The sequence below is a fragment of the Chryseobacterium elymi genome (genome assembly GCF_003385495.1).
GTDB classification, from domain to species: domain Bacteria; phylum Bacteroidota; class Bacteroidia; order Flavobacteriales; family Weeksellaceae; genus Chryseobacterium; species Chryseobacterium elymi.
In genome coordinates, this window is the sequence record NZ_QNUH01000019.1 from 62142 (window position 1) to 78816 (window position 16675).

Annotated in this window: 18 protein-coding genes and 1 riboswitch; of the genes, 5 read left to right on the top strand and 13 right to left on the bottom strand. The window is 37.3% G+C overall.

Features of this window, described 5'->3' with window-relative positions:
• Positions 1–67 precede the first annotated feature (67 nt).
• From DRF60_RS17390 to DRF60_RS17440, 11 genes are all read right to left on the bottom strand, one after another.
• Positions 68–1837 carry an AMP-dependent synthetase/ligase gene (locus DRF60_RS17390; protein WP_116013657.1) on the bottom strand — a complete coding sequence of 590 codons (1770 nt, stop codon included), beginning with the start codon at positions 1835–1837 and terminating at the stop codon, positions 68–70.
• Entirely contained in the window at positions 1834–2847 is a 1014-nt protein-coding gene (locus DRF60_RS17395; RefSeq protein ID WP_116013659.1) for an NAD-dependent epimerase/dehydratase family protein, read from the bottom strand. The genes DRF60_RS17390 and DRF60_RS17395 overlap by 4 nt, the downstream gene beginning before the upstream one ends.
• A gap of 8 nt (positions 2848–2855) precedes the next feature.
• The gene (locus DRF60_RS17400; RefSeq protein ID WP_116013662.1) at positions 2856–3800 is read right to left on the bottom strand and encodes a BPSS1187 family protein; all 945 of its coding nucleotides are present in this window, start codon (positions 3798–3800) and stop codon (positions 2856–2858) included.
• 113 nt (positions 3801–3913) lie between these two features.
• Positions 3914–4918, bottom strand: coding sequence for an MvdD family ATP-grasp ribosomal peptide maturase (locus tag DRF60_RS17405; protein WP_116013665.1), 1005 nt, complete (start codon positions 4916–4918; stop codon positions 3914–3916).
• Complete coding sequence (locus DRF60_RS17410) at positions 4911–5867, bottom strand: MvdC/MvdD family ATP grasp protein (protein ID WP_116013668.1); 957 nt, start codon at positions 5865–5867, stop codon at positions 4911–4913. Before DRF60_RS17410 ends, DRF60_RS17405 begins: the two co-directional genes overlap by 8 nt.
• Positions 5868–5948: 81 nt before the next feature.
• Positions 5949–6176: a microviridin/marinostatin family tricyclic proteinase inhibitor gene (locus tag DRF60_RS17415; protein ID WP_116013670.1), complete on the bottom strand. Its 228-nt coding sequence runs from the start codon at positions 6174–6176 to the stop codon at positions 5949–5951.
• Between the two features lie 50 nt (positions 6177–6226).
• Positions 6227–6463 (bottom strand): microviridin/marinostatin family tricyclic proteinase inhibitor, encoded by a 237-nt coding sequence (locus DRF60_RS17420; protein WP_116013673.1) that lies wholly within the window; start codon positions 6461–6463, stop codon positions 6227–6229.
• A gap of 38 nt (positions 6464–6501) precedes the next feature.
• Positions 6502–6747, bottom strand: coding sequence for a microviridin/marinostatin family tricyclic proteinase inhibitor (locus DRF60_RS17425; protein ID WP_116013675.1), 246 nt, complete (start codon positions 6745–6747; stop codon positions 6502–6504).
• Positions 6748–6861: 114 nt separating this feature from the next.
• Positions 6862–7641 (bottom strand): alpha/beta fold hydrolase, encoded by a 780-nt coding sequence (locus DRF60_RS17430; protein WP_116013678.1) that lies wholly within the window; start codon positions 7639–7641, stop codon positions 6862–6864.
• Between the two features lie 104 nt (positions 7642–7745).
• On the bottom strand, positions 7746–8465 hold the full coding sequence (locus DRF60_RS17435) for a pyridoxine 5'-phosphate synthase (RefSeq protein WP_116013680.1): 720 nt from the start codon (positions 8463–8465) through the stop codon (positions 7746–7748).
• Positions 8466–8728: 263 nt separating this feature from the next.
• The gene (locus tag DRF60_RS17440) at positions 8729–9997 is read right to left on the bottom strand and encodes a mechanosensitive ion channel family protein (RefSeq protein ID WP_116013683.1); all 1269 of its coding nucleotides are present in this window, start codon (positions 9995–9997) and stop codon (positions 8729–8731) included.
• Positions 9998–10118: 121 nt separating this feature from the next.
• On the opposite strand from DRF60_RS17440, the gene DRF60_RS17445 reads away from it, so the two are divergent.
• Together DRF60_RS17445 and DRF60_RS17450 are read left to right on the top strand one after the other, a co-directional pair.
• Positions 10119–10610 (top strand): DUF456 domain-containing protein, encoded by a 492-nt coding sequence (locus DRF60_RS17445; protein WP_116013700.1) that lies wholly within the window; start codon positions 10119–10121, stop codon positions 10608–10610.
• A gap of 12 nt (positions 10611–10622) precedes the next feature.
• Positions 10623–11132, top strand: coding sequence for a hypothetical protein (locus DRF60_RS17450; RefSeq protein WP_116013703.1), 510 nt, complete (start codon positions 10623–10625; stop codon positions 11130–11132).
• Here DRF60_RS17450 and DRF60_RS17455 read toward each other — a convergent pair.
• A complete protein-coding gene (locus tag DRF60_RS17455) occupies positions 11119–11760 on the bottom strand; it encodes a uracil-DNA glycosylase (protein ID WP_116013706.1) in 642 nt (213 codons plus the stop codon). The two genes, DRF60_RS17450 and DRF60_RS17455, sit on opposite strands and share 14 nt — an antisense overlap.
• 52 nt (positions 11761–11812) lie before the next feature.
• Positions 11813–12322 carry a GNAT family N-acetyltransferase gene (locus tag DRF60_RS17460; protein ID WP_116013709.1) on the bottom strand — a complete coding sequence of 170 codons (510 nt, stop codon included), beginning with the start codon at positions 12320–12322 and terminating at the stop codon, positions 11813–11815.
• A 97-nt stretch (positions 12323–12419) separates the two neighbouring features.
• Between DRF60_RS17460 and DRF60_RS17465 the strand changes: the two genes are divergently transcribed.
• The 3 genes from DRF60_RS17465 to DRF60_RS17475 all read left to right on the top strand — a co-directional run bounded on the left by DRF60_RS17465 (position 12420) and on the right by DRF60_RS17475 (position 16351).
• Positions 12420–14567: an endonuclease MutS2 gene (locus tag DRF60_RS17465; protein ID WP_116013711.1), complete on the top strand. Its 2148-nt coding sequence runs from the start codon at positions 12420–12422 to the stop codon at positions 14565–14567.
• A gap of 256 nt (positions 14568–14823) precedes the next feature.
• Entirely contained in the window at positions 14824–15621 is a 798-nt protein-coding gene (locus tag DRF60_RS17470) for a hypothetical protein (RefSeq protein WP_116013714.1), read from the top strand.
• Between the two features lie 52 nt (positions 15622–15673).
• Positions 15674–15852: riboswitch (cobalamin riboswitch) on the top strand.
• A gap of 115 nt (positions 15853–15967) precedes the next feature.
• Entirely contained in the window at positions 15968–16351 is a 384-nt protein-coding gene (locus DRF60_RS17475) for an acyl-CoA thioesterase (protein ID WP_116013716.1), read from the top strand.
• The last annotated feature ends 324 nt before the right edge of the window (positions 16352–16675 follow it).

Here is a 16675-nt window from a genome sequence, read left to right on the forward strand (position 1 = left end):
ATTTTTGATTTTAATCCTAAACCTTTATTAAAAGCTTTTGCTTTTTTGTGGTCGATCAAGCTTTATTTTAATACATTTTCTCTATAATATCTGCATATTTTTTAAGAACTACATTTCTTTTAACCTTCAATGTAGGTGTTATTTCTCCGGTATTAATATCAAATTCAGCAGGCATTAATGTGAACTTTTTCACTTTCTCATAGTCCGCCAGGTGAACCTGCGGTTCTTGAATTTTTTCTTTGTATAAAGCAATGATCTTCTCATTTTCCACTGCTTCTCCCCAATTGGTAAAAGGAATATTATTTTTCTTCATAAAATCCTGCAGGAACTCGAAGTTGGGAACGATAAGAGCCGAAACAAACTGTTTGCCTTCCGCTACAAGCATGATCTGCTGGATAAAATTATTATTGGTAAGAAGATTCTCGATCTGCTGTGGGGCTATGTATTTTCCATTGGATGTTTTCATCAGGTCTTTGATCCTGTCTGTGATAATCAGGTTTTCTTTATCATCAAATTTCCCTGCATCCCCGGTTTTGAACCAGCCGTCTTCCGTGAAAACTTTCTGTGTTTCTTCGGGTTTATTATAATAGCCTTTCATAATTCCATTTCCTTTGGCCTGGATCTCATCATTTTCTCCAATACGGATTTCTACACCCGGCAAAGGTTTTCCGCTTGTTCCGTGCTCGAAATGGGTTAACGGGAAAAGTGTAAGTGTAGCTGTAGTTTCCGTCAAGCCATAACCTACTGTTACATGAATTCCCACAGAGTCGAAGAATTTTGTAACTTCGGGTGACAGGGATGCTCCTCCACAAGGTAAGAACCACAGCCTTCCGCCCATTTTTTCTTTAATTTTGCTGAAAACAAGCATATCTGCCACGGATTCTTTTAGTTTTAACCCAAAAGGAACTGTTTTCTCGTTTCTTCTCAGTTCTGCAGACTGCCATCCTGTTGCCAATGCCCAGTCGAAGATTTTTTTCTTCAGTGATGAACCTTCTTCTGCTTTTTCCAGAACACCGGCATATACTTTCTGGAAAAACCTCGGCACTGCACACATCATGGTAGGTTTTACTTCTTCCAGAGCTTTGGCAATATTCTTTGGATCTTCGAGAAAATATACTCTTGCACCGCCATACAAGCAAAGCAGACTCCAGCTTCTTTCGAAAACGTGGCTCAGTGGGAGAAACGCCAATGACAGTTCTTCTTCAAAGTTTTTAAATTTAAAAAACTCAAAGTGGGAATCGAAAGCTTTGATGAAATTCCCATGGGTAAGCATTACACCTTTCGGGGTTCCCGTAGTTCCTGAAGTATAGATCAGCGTTGCTGTATCGTCATATTCTTTTTTGCAGATCTCCAGCTTAGGAGAGGATTTTGCGATGAAATCTTCGAGGTAAAAACTATTAAGTTCTTTCTTGATCCAGACAGATTTTTTGGAAACAATAATAGTTTCCAGCGGATTTTCTTCTTTCTGCAAAAGCTCCAGACATGCATCATACTGCTCCTGGCTGCCAACAAGAACAGCTTTTGCAGACGAATCATTAATGATATATTCTGCCTGTTCTGCATTATTGGTAGAGTAAACAGGTACGGTAACCGCACCAATGGCCATTGAGGCCAGATCAAAGATCATCCATTCAGAAGAGTTATCTGAATAAATGGCTACTTTATCATTTTCCTGAATTCCAGCATTTTTCAGTGCATTAGCTGTTTTAAAAACAATTTCACCGAATTTTTTCCAGCTCAGCTCTTTCCAGGCTTCATCTTTCTTTTTAAAGCCTATCGCTGATTTTACGGGATGCTTTTCTACATTTTTAAGGATAATTGCTGCTGCAAGGTTCATGAATTCAGCTTTTTGTCGTTAATATAATTTTTAAGATGAAAATCTATACTTTCCTTTACGGAAACAAACTGATAATCAATCTTTTCTTTAATTTTCTGGTTGGAAATGATATTGAGTGATGAGATAGATTCAATATTGGATTTTGTAATGATTCTCAGCTTCGGAATCAGCCAGCCAAAAAGAATATTGGCAAACCGTCCTAAGCTTAATTGAGATTTTGTAAGGATTTTCGCTTCTTTCAGACCAAGCTGTGATCTTATCTGTTTTCCAAGCTCTGCATATCTTTTATTTTCGGAAATAAGAATAAAACGTTCTCCGAAAGCATTCTTTTCCATCAGCTCAATTGAAATCTGAGCAGCATCCCTTACGTCTATATAGCTGGTTCCTCCTGAAAATGTAAACCCATTTTTCTCAAACGTAGGAAAGATATCTCCACTGCTTTGTCCCCAATTTCCACTTCCGATGATCATTCCCGGATTTATAATTATGGTGTTCAGCCCTTCAGCAGAGGCTCTCCAGACTTCCATTTCAGCAAGATGTTTGGAAACGGCATAAGCAGAATGTTCTTCTTTGGGATTAAATTCTGAAGTTTCGTCCAGTTCTCCTTTTTCATTAAAAATATCCAAAACAGCAATACTGCTTACATGCAGAAATTTTTTCACCTCCGAACCTTCGCATGCAAACAACAAATTTTCTGTACCTTTTACATTGGTATGGTACATTTCTTTAGCATCATGAGGATGAAAACTTACTTTTGCAGCACAGTGATAAACCTCATCTACCCCTTTTAATGCATTCTGAAGAGAATTAAGATCATCAAAATCTACGTCTACCCACTCGATCTTATTAAAAAGTTCTTCTGGATTCTCTGTATAGAAGCCGTAAGAATGTTTTACATCGTTTAAATTGCTGCCCGGTCTTTTGGAGGCGCGTACATTTTTTCCTTTTTTCAGAAGGTCCAAAACAATTACTCTGCCCAAAATCCCCGTTGCTCCTGTTACAAATACCATTTACTGATTCAATTTATTTTTCCACTCCCAAGCATTGTCTGCCATACAGGTTTATAAACTTTGTTTTTAATACCTTGTGTATGATATGGATTCCTTTTATTTCCTTTATTGGGATTTTCTGATGAAAAGTCTATTTTTTTATCTAAGGCAAAGATATGATCTTTTGGGATTTTTAATGCTGTACATATTTCTCTTAAAGATTTAGCTGCTACTTCATCAATATGATAGGTAGCATACCATTTTTCTACCGGTGTATTACTTTTATTAAAATACCAGCCCGCAATTTTTTTCTTTTTAGAATTTGAATAGTCCCAACCACCCGAAAAACTAATGACCCTGTCTACAGAATTATTCTGAGCAATAAATTCAGCCATACCTCCGCCCTGTGATTGTCCGGCAATGGCAATTTTACTCCAGTCAGGGTTATCGTTTTTCAGATAGGCTGACCAGCCTCCCTGAAAATCAGATTTTGAAAGGTCTTGCAATAGTTTTATGAGCCTGGATACTATTGCATCCTGAGGCTTATCCGGAATTAAAGAAAAAGCGGGTGTTCCGTAAATTCTCATCCTTCTAAATTCAGCAGCACAATCTGTGTTGGAATTTAAAGTATCACCTATACAAACCTGAGAAATCCCAGGTTCAGATATAAACGAAAGTGCAATTACTCTATACCCGCTTTCTAAAACTGTATTGATAAATGATTCGGGAACATGCTTTGTTGTTCCCCCTGTTCCTGTAAGCCAAAGCAAAATTTTATTATTTTTTACTTTCGGATCATAAAAAACAATATGAGGATCGTCCGCCATCCGTATAGATTGATCTAGCTTGCTCGGTTTTACTTTAACTATTTTGTAAACAGCTGAATCTATATTTTCTTGTGCCGATACCATTACAGGAGCATACATTAAAGCTATAATTATAACCAGAATGTTCCTACTAATATCTTTTCTCATTCCTTTATGTGCTTATTTCACAAAGGTAGTATTTTAGCTAATGATAAAAGTATTTTTATAGGGCTGTTGCTTAAATTTTATAACTTTTTAGGAATTATTGAAAATTAGACTTATTATACCAAAATCATATTATTTCTTCTTGGCGCTTTGTCGCAGAGAACATCTGCAATACTCTTGGAAATCAGGTTTTCTTCTGTTAAATTATCTAGCCAGAAAAATTCACCTGCGGCATTGATCTCGATGAAATAGTATTCGTCTTCGGGAGAAACAATGATATCTATAGCACCGTAATCCACGTTGTAAACATCTAAAAGCTCCAGAAGTTTTGCTTCAATATCTGCAGGAAGTTCTGTTCTCACCCATTTGGTAAGCAGATTCACTCCGTCTTTTCTCCAGTCAATCTTTGCATCTTCGGACTGTTGAGAATCTATTTCGAAAGCATATACGTCCTGCCCAACAATGGTAACCCGTAATTCTTTTTTCTTTTCTATTTTTTTCTGGAACTGCATCGGGCAATATACCAATGAATCCAGTTCTTCAAGTTTGTCTTCGCTAACTACATTGGTAAAAACCACACTTTCTACACCGTCTTCATAAATGGCAAAACCGGTCTGCATTTTAGCGATCACATTCTGATGCTTAAGGATGAATTGTCTGGCTTGTTCAGGATTATTTGTAAGGCAGGTTTCTGGAATCTTAAGGCCTAGCTTAACGGCAATTTTCAACTGCTCTTCTTTACTGTCCAGCCTTCTGTAAACTCCCGGTTTACCCAATGCATAAGCATCTACAGATTCTATAAATCCAAAAAGCGTGTTGCGGATTTCACCCATGGCGGCACCGTAGAATTTTTTATCCATTTCTTCTTTTACTCCGTTTCCGATGTTATAAGCTCTTCTGTACCATATCGCAGCAATATCGTCAAGACGGTATTTTGCCTCCTGGGTTTCAAGGATGCTCACCCATTCTCCATCCTGAAATACAGTGGACAGTTTATTTTGAATAGGATATAGATCTACATCGAAGCGAATGACCTCGCAGCCGTTTTTTTCTATGTATTCTGTTACTTTTTCGATTGAAAAATTATCTTGTGTATGTGTAATAATTAGTATTTTATTCATGGATATTGATTCTTTTTATAAGGTTATCGGCAATTCTTTCTGCGATGGGAAATCCAAGTTCTTTCTGGAGCATTCCCCACTCTCCCTGAGGATTTACTTCAAGGAAATAATATTCTCCGTCTTTTCCCCTGATCATGTCTATGGCTCCGATATAAAGTCCCATTTTTTCCATCATGGAAGCAAGACCTGCCCTGACATTTTCCGGCAGTTCATAGGCGGACCATGTATAATTTCCGTGAGCTACCCTCCAGTCTACATTTTGGCTATTGTTAATCTTTCCGGTAAAAAATTCTCCGGCTATGTAAACAATTCTTAATTCATATTCTTTGTCAATATAAGGTTGAAAAATCATCGGACAGTAAGTAATGTCTGCAATATGCTCCAGGGTATTTTCTTGAATGATCATGGTTGAAATAAGGTTCTCACCATCCATGGTTTTACCTGTCAGGCTATGAAGTTTTGCAACCGCTTTGCCATTACAGAATTCCTGAAAAAAAGCAATGATCTTTTGTTCGTCGTTGGAAAAAATGGTTTTAGGGATGATCAAATTACTCTCTTCGGCCATTTTCAGCTGAAGCATTTTGCTTCCATCAACCTTTCTTTCATTTTCAAATGGGTTGATCCAGGGAATATCTTCCAAAAGAGTGATCAGATTATAACGGAGATTGGCGTACGCGCTCAGGAATATTTTTTTGTAATCTTCATCCAGCTCTTCGGGAACGGTTATTCCCCAAGCCTTTCTGTGCCACACCGCCTTGATATCTTTGGAATGAACGGTATTTCCAGACTCATCGGTGAGTTCAAATGAATTTTCATTTACGCTGATCTTCTGGAGATGGTTCATCCGGTCAGAGTTCAATCTGAAATAGGGAATATCCTTAGAAGCAAGATATTCAAAAAAAATATCAATATTGTAAAAATCTTTCGAGTGGGTGATGCAGAGAATCATTTGCCGGTTTTTATTAAAAAAGGAAACTTAGTGGTAAGTTTCCTTTGATAGATTGTATTAATACGATTATTTTTTAAAGTACTAATCTAATGGTACTGTTGGAGCATCATCATCTCCGTCAGATGGATATTTCATTGTATGCATCAGATCATCTTTAGGTGAGGTTACTGTATCAATTGCCGGTTTTGTGATCACATCTCTTTCAGGAATCGTAATATCACCGCCTCCTTTTATTGTTTCAGGATCTTTGAGCTGCTTTTCTAAGAATGACGCAAAAAACGGCTTCTTTTGTGAATTTTTGTCTTTCATAATAATTTAGTTTTGGTTAAAATATGCTTTTAATTTATTTCTAGAGAAGTTTAAACAACATCATCATCGCCATCGGAAGGATATTTCATAGTAACCAAAAGATCCTTGCTTGGCGTAGTTACATTGTCAAATACAGGCCTTGTGATATTATCTACAGAGGGTGCTGTGATAATATCAATTTCCGGTGTAGTGATGGTTCCTCCTCCCTGAATGGTTTCCGGATCTTTGATCTGTTTCTCCAGGAATGAAGCAAAAAAAGGTTTCTTTTTTGAATTCTCGTCTTTCATGATAATTGAGTTAGATATATTATTCTTTGTAATACAGATTACAAGCTTTCCAGTTCTCCACTCTCATCACTGTCGGAAGGATACTTCATTGTCACCACCTGATCTTTTAACTGCGATGTGGCATTATCAAGAAACGGCGAAGTCGTGACAGTATCTCTCGTTGGTACAGTAAGTACATCAGTAGTAGGGGTAGTAATCCCACCTCCCTGAATTTTTTCAGGATCATTGATCTGTTTCTCTAAAAATGAAGCAAAGAATGGCTTTTTTGAGTTTTTCTTTTCCATAAGTTATTATATTTAGTTTTATGCAAACTAAAGTACAAAAAATTTCAATACACAGGGATATATTGTTTTACTTTAAGAAAATTTTAACTAAATTAATAAAAAGAAAGAATTAAATTAATCCAAACTCAAGAACTCTTTAACAACTTTCGCGAAATCAACCGGATTTTCAGCCTGAACCCAATGTCCGGCATTTTTCACTGTAACTATTTTCGCTTTTGGAAACTGCTGTTTGATTCCGTATTCATCCTGCGGAAGAATATAATTTGATTTTTCGCCTGCAATAAATAAAGAATCCCCTTCGAAAACCCCAAATTTCACAGCATTGGAAACGAATTCGTTATATTTTTCAGATAAAGTTTTAAGATTGAATCTCCAGTTCAGCTTTTTATTGTCATCCCAATATAGATTCTTTGCCAGAAATTGGATTGTAGACTTTTCAGGAATGTATTGGCTTAATACTGTTTCGACATCTCCACGTGAGCTTACTGTATTGAAATCTACAGTTTCAAGGGCTTTAATGATCCCCTGATGATGTGGAGGGTATGCTTTCGGTGAAATATCCACTACAATCAGTTTTTCTACTTTTTCAGGACATTTTAATGCAAACTGCATCACTGCTTTTCCGCCTAAGGAATGTCCCAAAACATGAGCTTTCTGAATACCGTAATGATCCATATACCGGGCAATATCATCTGCGAGATCATCATGCGACATATTTTCGGAATGAAAGCTTCTTCCGTGATTTCTAAGATCAATAAGATGTACGGGAAGATATTCACCCAGATCTTTTCCAAAGCTTCCCCAGTTGTCAAGCATTCCAAACAGTCCGTGAAATACAAGAAGAGGCGTAACCGTAAGATTTTCGCCGAATATTTTTGAATTTAAGATTTCCATTTTTTAGAGGTTAAAGGTTAGAAATTAGAGGTTAGAAATTAGGGGTTGAGAGTTAATATTTAAAGCACGTCTTTAACATTAACCTCTAATTTCTAACTTCTTTTTTACCATTTTGCCAAGCGTTTCAAATAAGCCTGAACTGTATTCTCAAGTCCCATATAAAGGGCTTCAGAAACCAAAGCATGCCCGATGGAAACTTCAAGAAGATTTGGAATATGGTCTGCAAAGTATTTTAAATTTTCCAGGCTCAGATCATGTCCCGCATTGATCCCCAAACCGAATTCTGTAGCAGCAACCGCTGTATCGTAATAAGGTTTTATAGCCTGTTCTTTATTGACAAGATAGTTTTTTGCGTAGGCTTCAGTATACAGTTCAATTCTGTCAGCCCCTGTTTTTGCAGCATGCTCTACCAGCTCAGGAAGAGGATCAAGAAAAACAGAGGTACGGATTCCTGCATTTTTAAATTCGGCAATAATTTCGGTGAGAAAGTCCAGATGCTTCTTAGTATCCCAACCGGCGTTGGATGTAATAGCGTCATCTGCATCAGGAACCAGCGTTACCTGCTCGGGTTTTACTTCCAGAACCATATCAATAAAAGAGCGGTGCGGATTTCCTTCAATATTGAATTCAGTGGTAACCAGCGGCTTCAGATCATATACGTCTTTTCTTGTAATGTGTCTTTCATCAGGCCTTGGGTGGATGGTAATTCCCTGTCCTCCAAATTCCTGGATTTTTATGGCTGCTTCTGTTACGCTTGGTGTATCACCGCCTCTGGCATTTCTTAATGTCGCAATTTTATTAATGTTTACGCTTAGTTTTGTCATTTCTTTATTTAGATGTTAGATGTAGAAGTTAGGGATTAGGTTTTTAAACTTACTTCTATATCACATTATTATTATTTTTGGAGAAGCTAGATATTAGAGGTTAGATGTTAGTTTTTGGGGTCTACTTCTATATCTCTAAACCCAAAAAATAAGCGATTGAACCACACTACCGTCTAATCTCTAGCTTCTGATTTCTCTTTTCTGGATAAAAGCAAACAGTCGAATTCCACTGACTTTTAATCTTTAGCTTCTACTTCTCTATTTTATACCTTTACACTTATCTGCATCACCTGAAGATCAAATTCTTTAGAAGCCACCAGAAGATGATCGAAAATATCAGCCTGGATCTGCTCAAAGTGTTCCCATTTGGAATCATTTGCAAAACAATACACCTCAAGAGGAAGTCCCTGTGGTGTAATATCCAACTGGCGGACCATTTTAGCTCCTTTTTGATCTACGTCAGGGTCATTCTCTATATATTTTTGAGCATAATATCTGAAAACACCGATATTGGTAAGCTGTCTTCCGTTAATGTTCTTATCCTTATGCTTAAGGTCCTGCTTTTCTTTTTCTATCTCCAATGTTTTTTCTTTCAGATAATCTGAGATTAGATTGATTTCCTTTAAACCTTCAATATCTTCTTCATTCAAAAATTTAAAAGAATTGATGTTAAAGTAAATAGATTTTTTGATCCTTCTTGTATTGGATTCGGACATGACTTGAAGATTCCTGATCTCCGTAGTCAAAAGATCATAGGTGGGAATTGTAGAAACGGTTTTATCAAAATTCATGACTTTCGTTGTCAGAAGACTGATATCCATAATATTCCCCTCCATACTGTACTTCGGAATGCTCACCCAATCCCCTACCTTCAGGTTTTTGGAGGTAGCAACGTGTATCCCGGTTACAAAACCTAAAATCGTATCTCTGAAAACCAGCACCAATACAGCAGTAATAGCTCCTAAGCTCCCGACAATAGTGGTTCCTTTAATCCCAAATATGACGCATATTCCTACAACAGAAAATATGAAAATTCCCAGGATTTTTACCGTTTCTGAAATGGCATTCAGTGCCATGATTTTATAAAAGTCCTGCTTTATGGTAAAATAATTCCTGAAACCTGTTAATGATCTGTAAAGCATTCCGGCAAGGATAAGTACAAGCCCCAAATTGATAGATCTGTTGATAAAAACAGTTGTTTTAGGAAGCGCCGTTGCGGGAAATATGGAAGGATGCATCCCTCCCACAACCAGAAGCGCCGCGAAATGGGCCACGGAATTGGAGATCTTAGACTGATAAATTGACCGGATGACCGGATACTTTTCATCATTCCGGAAAAATCTGAAAATAAAATTGATCGCAAATTTAAAAATAAAATCTACCACTAAGAATACGGCACACAAAAGCGCCAGCTTGATAATAATATGAACAACCCAATCCATCCCGCCAGGCGTTATCTGGCTGATATAGATGTAGAGCTGATCACTAATTTCCTGTAAAAAATTCTTAGTGTCTTGTATTTCGTCTTTCATTACAGCAAATTTATAAATTAAGTATGATGATCCTGCTATTGACAATCAATTTTCATCCCAAATATTAAAAAGGCTTCTGCAAATTTTCTTTTTTCCTATCTTGCATTGATAATTTAAAAGAATGGATACCACCTTAATTAATATTCTCTGTCTTATTTTATTGGTTCTCGGAATGCTGGGAACTTTCCTGCCTGTACTTCCAGGGCTTTTACTGAGCATCTGCGGGCTTTTAATTTATAAATTCGGGACAGATGCGGATCTGCCGATGATCTATATCTGGGCATTTGCGCTGCTCACCGCAGTTTCTGTAGTTTTAAGCTATGTAATCCCAGCAAAGACCAACAGGAAATACGGCGGAACGCGTTGGGGAAGTATCGGATCAATCATCGGAACTATCGTGGGAATTTTCATTCCCATTCCTTTAGGATTCCTTATAGGAATGTTTGCGGGGGTGTTTATCGGAGAACTTCTTCACGACAGTAAGGATATGAATAAAGCCTTACGGTCTACTAAAGGTGCATTTATCGGCTTCATTTACGGAACAGGTTTTAGTCTTGTAGTAGGTGTGGCAATGTTTTTGGTAGTAGTTTTAGATATGCTTGATATTATTTAAAAAAGAGAAAATATGTTCCATAAAGCCATCATATTCAGTCTGGGACTGCTCACTTTAGCAGGATGCAATGCCCAAAAGAAAACAAAGACTCCGGAATCAACTGCCGGAACAGCCTCCAATTCTTCAGGAACCAAAGCTGAAGTACAAAAAGAAGGTATCATTTATTTTAATCAGGGGGAAAATAAATTCCTTAAAGAGTATGAAATGAATGTAACCTTCAAAAGTATTTCTGAAGACAGCCGCTGTCCTGAAGGAGTAGCATGTATTTGGGCAGGAGTTGCCGTAGCACAGGTAGAAGTAATGGGAACCTACACCCGGCCTGTCGTCTTAAGTCTTGCTACTTCTGACCATACAGGACGAAATTACCACAAGTCTGCAGAGTTCAACGGATATACCATTTCACTGGAAGAAGTAACGCCTTCCCGGAAAGCTGAAGCCGGAGGAAAAGATCTGAATGGAAAATACAGGATCGGAATCAAAATTACAAACGCTGACACAGCATCCAATTCTACCACGAAATAGGCTCTTTCCCTTTTGAACCAAGATATTCATTGATCTTTGAGAAGGGTTTGCTTCCATAAAAGCCTCTATGTACCGAAAATGGTGACGGATGCGCCGATTTTAAAATAAAATGTTTAGCCGGATCTATGAGTTCGGCTTTTTTCTGTGCAAAAGCTCCCCAAAGTACAAATACGACATTCTCTTTTTTATCTGAAATTTCCTTAATGATAAAGTCTGTAAACTTTTCCCAGCCTAAATCTTTATGGGAGTTCGGTGAATGGGCGCGGACGGTTAAAGTGGCATTCAGTAGTAAAACGCCCTGTTTTCCCCAGTCATCCAGTTCTTTTGATGTTCTTATGATTCCCAGGTCATCCTTTAATTCCGTGAAAATATTTTTAAGGGATGGCGGTGCCGCTACCTGCTCCGAAACGGAAAAACACAAACCATTAGCCTGATAATCATTATGATAAGGATCCTGCCCGATGATCACTACCTTTATTTCTTCAAAAGGTGTGATTTCCAGTGCTCTGAATATTTGGTTTTTAGGTGGAAATACTTGGGTTGCTGCATATTCCTGCTTTACTTTTTCCCAAAGGTTGGTAAAGTATTCTGTGTTTTTTATTGGGGCTAAAACTTCTGTCCAGGTCATGGGTTTGAATTAATAATTTGAAAATGAGTTAAATTGATAATTAAATTTAAAGCTAAATATACTTTTTTAAACTAAAGACAATATTGTCAGGAAAACCATCATCCGTTCTTTCCTCTTCCAAAACAAAATTATGCTTTAAAAGAAGACCTTTTGAATTTTCATTAAGCTTATGGGTAAAAGCTAAAATTTCCTGTAAATGTAATTCATTAAATCCATAATCTAAAACAGTTTCCAATGCCTCGGACATAATTCCTTTTCTGTGATAGCCCGGTAGTAATTCATAGCCAACCTCAGCCGTTTTTCGGTCTTCAGAAAAATTCCACAGGCAGATAGTTCCGATAAGATTGAGCTGGTCTTTAAAGGCAATTCCAAAATAAACAGTCTGGTTATTCTGCGTTCTTTCTTTTATGGTTAAAATAAACTGCAGAGCATCATAGTTGTTTTTCGGGGAATTTCTTTTCACAAACTGATTAGTGACTTCGTTGCTGCGAATTCTCAGAATGTCTTCAACATGGGTTTCGTTGATGTCTTTTAAAATTAAGCGTTCGGTTTCCAGTTTCATACTTCAAATTTAATAAAACCACATGATTCAACATTCTCAAGTTCTCAAATTAGCTCATTTTCAAATAACATTCACATTTTCTCACTAAATTTGCAGTGTGTATATAAATAAAGAAGATTTAAACGAATTAGAGTTTCCGCAATTGCTCGCGGAAATCTCTCCATTTGCGTATTCTCCGAAAACGAGAGAAAAAATTCTTCACCTTCGTCCCATGGAAATTGACGAGGCGGAACTTTCACTGAAAAAAACGTCGGAATATCTTTCGAGTTTTGAAAGTTCAAATGCAATTCCATTCGATGAATATGAAGATATCGAAAGTGAGCTGAAATTAATGCTGATCGAGAATTACCGCCTGGAAAACAGTGCTTTCATTAAAATAAAAACCTTAACCGAACAGATAGGAAAACTTCAGAAATTTTTCCCAACCATGCCTGAGACTTTCCCTACTTTGATTGGTGATGTTTCTGTTCTGGAATTCAAAAAAGAAATCATTGATAAGATTGATAAGGTCTTTAACCGTTTTGGGGAAGTAAAAAGTGACGCTTCTCCTGTGTTAAAAGAGCTGAGAGCTGAAATTCAACATGCTAAAAAGGCAATTCAGGAGAATTTCAACCGTGCTCTGTTCAATTACGGACAAAGTGACTTTCTGGATGATATCCGCGAAACCATTATTGAAGATCAAAGGGTTTTAGCTGTAAAATCCGGGTTCAAGAAAAGGGTGGCAGGAAGGGTTTTGGGAATTTCAAAAACAGGCTCTATTACCTATATGCAGCCGGATAGTGTGGTAAAACATTACTTCAAGCTGAAGGAAAGTGAAGAGGAAGAGAAAAAAGAAATAGATAAAATCCTTAGAAAGCTTACTGCAGAACTGGCGGAGTTTCAGCCTCAGCTTTGGAGATACCAGATTTATATTTTTGACCTTGACCTTACAAGAGCGAAAGCAAAATTTGCTGAACTTGTCAACGGAATTCTTCCGAAGATTAACCGTCACAGGACATTAAAGCTTAAAGACGCGTATCATCCGTTGTTATGGCTGAGAAATAAAGTAGAGAATAAAACCATTTTCCCACAAAGCCTGTCATTGACGGATCATAACAGAATTATCTGTATCTCCGGACCGAATGCAGGAGGAAAATCTATCACACTGAAAACCGTTGGTTTGCTTCAATTGATGATCCAGAGCGGAATTCTGGTTCCGGTACATCCGAGATCCGAAATGTTCTTCTTCGAAAAGATTATGACGGATATTGGTGACAATCAGTCGATCGAAAATCATCTGTCTACCTATTCTTCAAGGCTAAAAAAAATGGCAGGGATCATCCGTGAAGCAGATGCCAATACGCTTTTGCTTATTGATGAATTTGGAACAGGGTCTGATCCTGAACTTGGTGGTGCCCTTGCGGAAAGTTTCATGGAATATTTCTATGATAAAAAGAGCTTTGCCATCATTACCACGCACTATACGAATATCAAACTGGTAATAGAACAGCTCCCGAATGCTGAAAACGCCGCGATGCTTTTCGATGAAGAAACACTGGAACCTATGTATAAGCTGGAAGTGGGACAGGCAGGAAGCTCATTTACCTTTGAAGTAGCTGAAAAGAACAGGATCCCCAGATTTATTATTCATGCTGCCAAAAAGAAAGTAGAACATGACATTGTCAATCTTGATAAAACGATCGTAAAACTTCAGCAGGAGAAATTTGAAGTTGAAAAACTGAAAACCGATCTTGCCGAAAGGAAGGAATCTGTAGAAGACAAACGCGACAATCTTCAGAAGCTGAACGAGCAACTGCAACAAAAGCTTTTCAACTTCCAAAAACTATATGAAGAGGAACACCGAAAGCTTCAGTTTGGAAATAAAATTGAAACATTTATCGACAGCTACGTGAAGGGGAAATCGAGAAAAGATGTTGTAAAAGATTTTGTGAAACTGCTGGAACAGGAAAAATTCAGAAAAATAGGCGCTGATAAAGATGAATCTAAACGTCTTCAGGTGGTTAAAAGAAAGATCACGCAACAGCTTAAAAAGGAAGATGTAATCGAAAAGATTGCTGAAACCAATGAAAAACTGGAAGAAAAACGCAAAACCGACCGTGCAGTCTGGATGAAAGAAGGCCAGCGTGTCCGTATTCCGGGAAGTACCAGTGTAGGAACCATTGAAAAAATTTCCAAGAATAAAGTGATCGTGAACTACGGGACTTTTAAGACAACGATTAATGCGGATGAACTTGAGAGAATTTAATGAAATAACATTTCGACAATTGTCGATGTAAGTATTAAGGTATGATAGCGCTGAATTTTTCAGTGCTATTTTTTAATTTTCTGATGAATTTCTAAAATAAGGTTTCTTTGTTTTTTTTGAGTAATAAATAACTCTAATATCAAGAGTTTTCACCTTTTCACGAAAATATTGATCATTTTAATCAAAATACCGTTATATTTTACTGATCAAAAAAACATTTAATTTATATATTTGAGGGATCAAAAAAATTCATAAAATGATTTCCATAAACAAAGCATTGTACTTTTCCGCTTTCAGCATTTTTTCCTTAGCATTTGTCAAAGGTCAGAATAAAGTTCCTTTTGGCGTTGTAAAAGCTGAAGAGGGCTATGCCAATGTGCGTGTCCACAAAGATAACTACAGAAAAATCGTAGACAAAATCCGGATGCGTAAAGGTGATGTATTTGTTTATGTAAAACCTGCACCTGGAGAAACGGAATGGATATGGATCAAATATCCTGAAAAACAGGATGAGGAAAAACCTTTTGTGAGATACGAGAATCTTGAGAAGGAAGGAATGGTCAATAAAGAACGTATTGCCTTTATAGATCAACTTCCTCAGTTTACTCCTTCAAAATCTAAGAACGGAAAATCACTTATTTTCACAGATAACAGTAATCCGAAAATACCTACTTCACAAAGGACCAAGGTGGTTATTGATGTGTATCCGTCCAATGCCGGCTACAGAAAACAGGAAAAAGATGGCGATGGAAAAATTCTTACAATAGATAAAGTAAAACCCTGGGGAATCAAAGATGGGCTTCCTGAGGGAATGACGGAAATTAAATCCATCAGAGTTCAGCAACCTGGAAGAGGTTCTGTATTTGTAAGGGAAGCCATTAAAAATATGTTCCAGCCTACTATGGATTTTAATAATGTCGGAGTAACAGCTCTTGACAAAGATCATATCTATCTTTATATGATCAACGGCTCGGGAGAAAACAGATATGTCACACTTTGGACCATCAAGGAAGGAAGGGTGATGAGCCAGATTATTTACAATAGTCCGGAATAATTGCCGTTTTTCACACTAATATTCTTATTTTTGCCCTGAAAAAGTTTAACGCTAATTCATCACAGAAACTGGTTCTGCTTAACGCAGATTAAAAGGGAACCGTGTGAAAATCACGGACTGTCGCGCAACTGTAAGTAACTGAAGTCTTTATCAAAGATCCACTGTGCAGGGCACGGGAAGGAGATAAAAGATGTTACAAGTCAGGAGACCTGCCTATTTCTTTAAACAAGAAACTTTCGCGATTTGAAGTTTATTGATCTGATGGACTGCTTCAGGAATTCCTATGATTCCTGTCACTGTTCTGTTATTTTGATCTATTTCATTTCGTATTAATTAAAAATGAAATATGACTACAGAAGAAAGAATTGCAACATCCGAAACCAGAATTTTTAAAGCAGTTTTCCCCAACACAACCAATCACTATGACACTCTTTTCGGAGGTACTGCTATGCAGCTGATGGATGAAGTAGCTTTTATCACGGCAACCCGTTTCGCAAGAAAAAGAGTGGTAACCGTGAGCAGCGATAAGATTGATTTTAAAAAGCCTATTCCTGCCGGAACTATTGTGGAACTGATCGGAAAGGTGTCCTATGTCGGAAAAACAAGTATGAAAGTGAATGTAGAAATCTATACCGAGCAGATGTACTCTTATGAAAGAGAAAGAGCTATTGTGGGTGATTTTACTTTTGTGGCGATTGATGAGTTTAAAAAACCGATCAGAATAATGTAAATAACCTGAGTTCGGGATAAGACATTTCTGTTTTTAATAAGGTAAGGAAGCCTGAAGTTGGAAGAGGGAAGTTATTAAGGTCGTGAAAAATAATGATACCTCGGTTTTTATCAATTTTTTTAAGACTAGTTAATTCAATTTTAAGAAACTATCAGCCCAATAGTAACTTCCAGCACATTAATCTTAATTCTCTTATCCCGAACTCAGGTTAAATAGTTTCGGGCGGCCTTTGGCCGCCCGAAACTATTTATAAGGTATAAGGCAATTGTATTTATAAAAATTGCATTGCACTGAAGTGAAACGCCCTTGTTTATCTTAAAAAAA